1 protein-coding gene is annotated in these 6,202 nt (G+C 72.7%); it reads left to right on the top strand.

Annotated elements, in window-relative coordinates; genetic code table 11:
* Positions 1-6,202, top strand: a 6,202-nt coding sequence (locus ABZ956_RS30370; protein ID WP_361900696.1) for a type I polyketide synthase, incomplete at both ends; no start/stop codon positions are given.

The following is a 6,202-nucleotide window of genomic DNA, read 5'->3' as shown; positions in this document are numbered from 1 at the left end:
ACGCCCCGGGCGCCGCAGACCTGGCCGCCGAACTCGAGGCGCTGGGCACTCACGTCACCGTCGCCGCCTGCGACGTCACCGACCGCGACGCGGTCGCCGCACTGCTCGGCACGCTCCCCGACCTCCGCGTCGTCGTACACGCCGCGGGCGTCCTCGACGACGGCATGCTGGAGTCGCTGACACCGGAGCGCGTCCGCGAGGTCATGCGCGTGAAGGCCGACGGTGCCCGGCACCTGGACGAGCTGACCCGTGACATGGACCTGGACGCGTTCGTCCTGTTCTCCTCGGCCTCCGCGACGCTGGGCAACGCCGGTCAGGCGAGCTACGCGGCCGCCAACGCCGTACTGGACGGGCTGGCCCTGCAGCGCCGGTCCCGGGGCCTGCCCGCCACCTCGGTGGCCTGGGGCGCCTGGGCCGGGACGGGCATGGGGGCAGGGCACGCGGGTGCCATGGCGCCCGCGCTGGCGCTCACCGCGCTCGAGCGTGTGCTGGCCGACGGCGAAGCCGTGGTGCTGGTCGCGGACGTGGACTGGGAGACGTTCGGTTCCCGCTTCACCGCGGCCCGCCCCAGCCCCCTCCTCACCGGCCTTCTCGGCACGGGACACGTCCGGCCGGCGGGCGACGCGGCCGGTGAGTTCGCCGGCCGGTTGCGGGGCCTGCCTCCGGTCGAGCGGGAACGCACGGTCGTCGAGCTGGTGCGCGGCCAGGTCGCCGCGGTCCTCGGACACGCCACCCCGGCGGCGGTCGACACCTCGCGCACGTTCCAGTCGGTCGGCTTCGACTCGCTGACCGCCGTCGAACTGCGCAACCGGCTCACCGCGGCAACCGGAGTGCGCACGCCCGCCTCCGCCGTGTTCGACTTCCCCACACCCGAACTCCTCGCCCGGCACCTCCTGGACGGCATTCTCGGATCGCAGGCGACGGCCGCTTCCCCGGCCCCGGCGGCCGGAATGCCGGCTCCGGTGGACGACGACCCGATCGTGATCGTCGGCATGAGCTGCCGCTTCCCCGGCGGGGTCGACTCCCCCGAGGAACTGTGGCGGCTGCTCGACTCGGGCACGGACGCCATGTCGGCCTTCCCCTCGGACCGCGGCTGGAGCGTCGCCGACGGGACCGACGGCGTGCCGGTGCGGGCCGGTGGCTTCCTCTACGACGCCGCCGACTTCGACCCGGGCTTCTTCGGGATCTCGCCGCGCGAGGCCATCGCCATGGACCCGCAGCAGCGACTGCTGCTGGAGACGGCCTGGGAGGTCTTCGAGCGCGCGGGCATCTCCGCGGACTCGGTGCGGGGCAGCCGTACGGGGGTGTTCGTCGGTACCAACGGCCAGGATTACGGCGCGCTGGTCGGCAACGCCCCCCAGCGCGCCGACGGCCACCTGGCGACCGGCAGTGCGGCGAGCGTGGTGTCGGGCCGGGTGTCCTACACGTTCGGCCTGGAAGGCCCGGCGATCACCGTGGACACCGCGTGCTCGTCGTCGCTCGTCGCCCTGCACCTGGCCGTACAGGCGCTCCGTTCGGGTGAGTGCACCCTGGCGCTGGCCGGTGGCGCGACGGTGATGGCCACCCCCACCGCGTTCGCGGAGTTCTCCCGCCAGGGCGCGCTGGCCGCCGACGGGCGCTGCAAGGCGTTCGCCGCGGCCGCGGACGGTACGGGCTGGGGCGAGGGCGTCGGCATGCTGCTCGTGGAGCGCCTGTCGGACGCCGAGCGCAACGGCCACCAGGTCCTCGCCGTCGTACGGGGCTCCGCGGTCAACCAGGACGGCGCCTCCAACGGCCTCACCGCCCCCAACGGTCCCGCACAGCAACGTGTCATCCGCCAGGCGCTGGCCACCGCCGGCCTGGCGCCGCAGGACGTGGACGCCGTCGAGGCGCACGGTACGGGTACGAAGCTGGGCGACCCCATCGAGGCCCAGGCGCTGCTGGCGACGTACGGCCAGGACCGGGAGCAGCCTTTGCTGCTGGGCTCGGTGAAGTCGAACATCGGGCACACGCAGGCCGCTGCCGGTGTGGCCGGTGTCATCAAGATGGTCATGGCGATGCGGCACGGAGTGCTGCCCCGGACGCTGCATGTCGACGAGCCGTCGCCGCACGTCGACTGGACGACCGGTGCCGTGGAACTGCTCACCGAGCGGACCGACTGGCCGGAGACCGGCGACGCCCGCCGCGCGGGTGTGTCGTCGTTCGGCGTGAGCGGCACCAACGCCCACGTCATTCTCGAGCAGGCGCCCGTGGTCGCCGAGCCCGAGGAGGCTCGTACCGAGCCGTCGGCGGTGCCGTGGTTGGTGTCGGCCCAGGACGAGGCAGGTCTTCGCGCGCAGGCGGCGAGGCTGCGGTCCTTCATGGAGGCGGGTACGGACCCGCATCCGGTGGACGTGGCGTGGTCGCTGGCGTCGACTCGTTCCCCGCTGTCGCACCGCGCGGTGATCGTGGGCGCGGACCGTGAGGAACTGCTGCGTGGACTGGACGCGGTGGCGGGCGGTACGCCGGCCCCGGGTGTGGTGACCGGTGTGGCCGGGTCCCCGTCCGGCGTCGTGTTCGTCTTTCCCGGTCAGGGTTCGCAGTGGACCGGCATGGCCCTGGAGCTCATCGAGTCCTCGCCGGTGTTCACCGGGCGGATGCGGGAGTGCGCCGAGGCGCTGAGCCCGTTCGTCGACTGGTCGCTGTTCGACGTGCTGTCGGACGAAGAGGCTCTGCGCCGAGTCGACATCGTCCAACCTGTCCTTTGGGCCGTCATGGTCTCGCTCGCGGAGCTGTGGCGCTCGTACGGCGTCACGCCGGCAGCGGTCGTGGGCCATTCCCAGGGCGAGATCGCGGCGGCATGCGTCGCCGGCGGTCTCTCGCTGGAGGAAGGCGCCCGCATCGTCGCCCTGCGCAGCAAGGCCCTGCTCGCGCTGTCCGGCCGAGGCGGCATGGTCTCCGTACCGCTCCCGGCGGATCAGCTGCGCGGCCGGGACGGGCTGTCGATCGCGGCTGTCAACGGCCCCGCCTCGACCGTCGTGTCGGGCGACAACGACGTCCTGGACGCGCTGCTGGCGGAGTTCCCGCAGGCCAAGCGCATCCCCGTCGACTACGCTTCCCACTCCGACCACGTCGAACGCATCGAAGACGAACTGGCGCAAGCACTCGCGTCCATCGCGCCCCGCTCAGGCAGCATTCCCTTCTACTCGACCGTGACGGGCGCGCTCACGGACACGGCGGAGCTCAACGCCGCCTACTGGTACCGCAACCTCCGCCACACCGTCGAGTTCCAGGGCACCATCGACAACCTGCTCGCGCTCGGCCACACCGTCTTCGTAGAGGCGAGCCCGCACCCCGTTCTTACGGCGGGGGTGCAGGACATCGCCGATGCGGCCGGGACGGCTGTCGTGGCGACCGGTTCCCTGCGTCGCGATCACGGCGGGCCGGAGCAGTTCCTCACCGCGCTGGCCGAGCTGTCCGTGCGCGGTGTGGCAACGGACTGGACGCGGGTCTTCTCCGGAACGGGCGCCCGCCGGGTCGATCTGCCGACGTATCCGTTCCAGCGGGAACGTTTCTGGGTCGAGCCGAGCGCCCCTGTTGCGGCAGCGCACGCGGAAGCGGACGGTGAGTTCTGGGCGGCGGTCGAGCGGGAGGATGTCCAGTCGCTGGCGACGGCCCTCGGGCTCGACGGTGAGCAGCTGAGCGGTCTGCTGCCCGCGCTGTCGGCCTGGCGCCGGCAGCGGAGCGAGCGCTCCGCGCAGGAGGCGCTCCGCTATCGCATCGAATGGAAGCCGCTGACCGGCAATCAGCCCGCAGGGTTGTCGGGTTCGTGGCTGGTCGTGGTCTCCGAGGCCGATGTCGAGCACGCGTGGGTCACGGGTGTGACCGAGGCGCTGGCCGGCCATGGGGCCGAGCCGTCGCTGCTCGTCCTCGGCGAGCGTGAGCTGGACCGCGCCGCGCTGGCCGAGCGCCTGCGGGAGTCGGCGGACGTCGTCGGTGTGGTGTCGCTGGTCGCTCTCGACCGGCGGTCGCATCCGGCCTTCGCGTCGGTCCCCGTCGGTTACGCCTGGACGGTGCTGCTGTCGCAGGCCCTCGGCGACGCCGGTGTGGAGGCTCCGCTGTGGGCTGTGACGCACCAGGCGATGTCGACGGGAGGCGCCGATGTCGTCGGTGCGCCGGAGCAGGCCCTGGTGTGGGGTCTCGGCCGGGTCATCGCTCTCGAACAGCCCATGCACTGGGGTGGCCTGATCGACCTGCCGACGGGCGTGGACGACAGGTCCCGCACGCAGCTGGCACGGGTGTTGTCCGGTGTGACGGGTGAGGACCAGGTCGCGATCCGGGCGGCCGGCGCGTACGGGCGCAGGCTCGCCCACGCTCCCGCGCTCAGCACCGAGGCACCTGCCTGGCAGCCCGATGGAACCGTGCTCGTCACCGGTGGCACCGGAGCCCTCGGCGGCCACGTCGCCCGTTGGCTGGCGGATCAGGGTGCCGAGCACCTCGTCCTGACCAGCCGCCGGGGCATCGACGCCCCCGGCGCGCCCGAGCTCGTCGAGGAGCTGGAGGCGGCGGGCGTCAAGGTGACCGTCGCGGTCTGCGACGTCGCCGAGCGCGAACAGCTCGCCACCCTCATCGACGAGGTCAGCCCGCTCACGGCGGTCGTCCACACGGCCGCCCTCCTGGACGACGCCACCGTCGACTCGTTGACCGTCGAACAGCTGCACCGCGTGCTGCGCGTCAAGGTCGACGGCGCTGTCAATCTCCATGAGCTGACGCGCGACATGGACCTGTCCGCCTTCGTGCTGTTCTCGTCCCTCTCGGGGACGGTGGGCACACCTGGTCAGGGCAATTACGCGCCGGGCAACGCCTTCATGGACGCACTCGCCGAACTGCGCCGGGCGCAGGGTCTCGTGGCGACCTCGGTGGCCTGGGGCCTGTGGGCCGGCGGCGGCATGGGAGAGACCGAGGCCGGTGAGGTGGCCCGCCGCCACGGCGTCCCCGCCCTCGACCCGGAGCTGGCCGTCGCCTCCCTGCGCACTGCCATCGAGCAGGGCGACACGGTTGTCACCGTCGCCGACATCGACTGGGAACGGCACTACGTGGCCTTCACCGCCACCCGCCCCAGCCCCCTCCTCACCGACCTGCCCGAAGTACGGCGACTGGCCGAGGCGGGAGCGGGAGCGGGAACGGGGACGGTCGGCGACGACGCGGGGACCGGTAGCGTGTCCGCGCTGGCCGCGCGACTGGTCGCCCTCGACAGGGCCGAGCAGGACCGGTTCCTCCTGGACCTGGTCCGCCGGTACGTGGCGGTGGTCCTGGGGCATTCCGCGCCCGACGCCGTACAGGCCGACCGCGCGTTCAAGGACCTCGGCTTCGACTCCGTGACGGCCGTGGAGTTCCGCAACCGCCTGGGCGCCGCGACCGGCCTCCGGCTCCCGGCCACGACGGTCTTCGACCACCCGACCCCGGTCGCTCTGGCCCGGTACGTCCGGACCGAGCTGCTCGGTTCGGCAGCGGAGCCCGTACGGTCCGAGCCGGCCGGGCAACTCGTGGACGACGACCCGATCGTCATCGTCGGCATGAGCTGCCGCTTCCCCGGCGGAATCGGCTCCCCCGAACAGCTGTGGCGCTTCCTCACCGATGGCGGCGACGCCATGACCGAGTTCCCGGAGGACCGTGGCTGGGACCTGGCAACGCTCCACCACGACGACCCCGACCACCAGGGCACCTCGTACACCCGCGTAGGCGGCTTCCTCGAGACCGCCACGGAATTCGACGCGGAGTTCTTCGGCATCTCCCCGCGTGAGGCGACTGCCATGGATCCGCAGCAGCGGCTGCTGCTGGAGGCGTCCTGGGAGGCGTTCGAGCGGGCCGGTATCGATCCGCACTCGCTGCGCGGCAGCGCGACGGGCGTCTTCGCCGGCACGAACGGCCAGGACTACGTCAGCCTGCTGAGCGGCGACGAGTCCCAGGAGTTCGCGGGGCACGTCGGTACGGGCAACTCGGCGTCGGTGATGTCCGGCCGTATCGCCTATGCGCTCGGGCTGGAGGGCCCGGCGCTGACCGTGGACACGGCGTGTTCGTCGTCGCTGGTCGCCCTGCACCTGGCGGTGCAGGCCCTGCGGAACGGCGAGTGCTCGCTCGCGCTCGCGGGCGGTGTCACCGTGATGGCGACGCCGGGGCTCTTCGTCGAGTTCTCCCGCCAGCGCGGCCTCGCCGCCGACGGCCGCTGCAAAGCCTTCGCCGG

Source organism: Streptomyces sp. NPDC046261 (assembly GCF_040646235.1).
Classification (GTDB): Bacteria; Actinomycetota; Actinomycetes; order Streptomycetales; family Streptomycetaceae; genus Streptomyces.
This window is presented reverse-complemented; position numbering and strand designations above follow the sequence as displayed.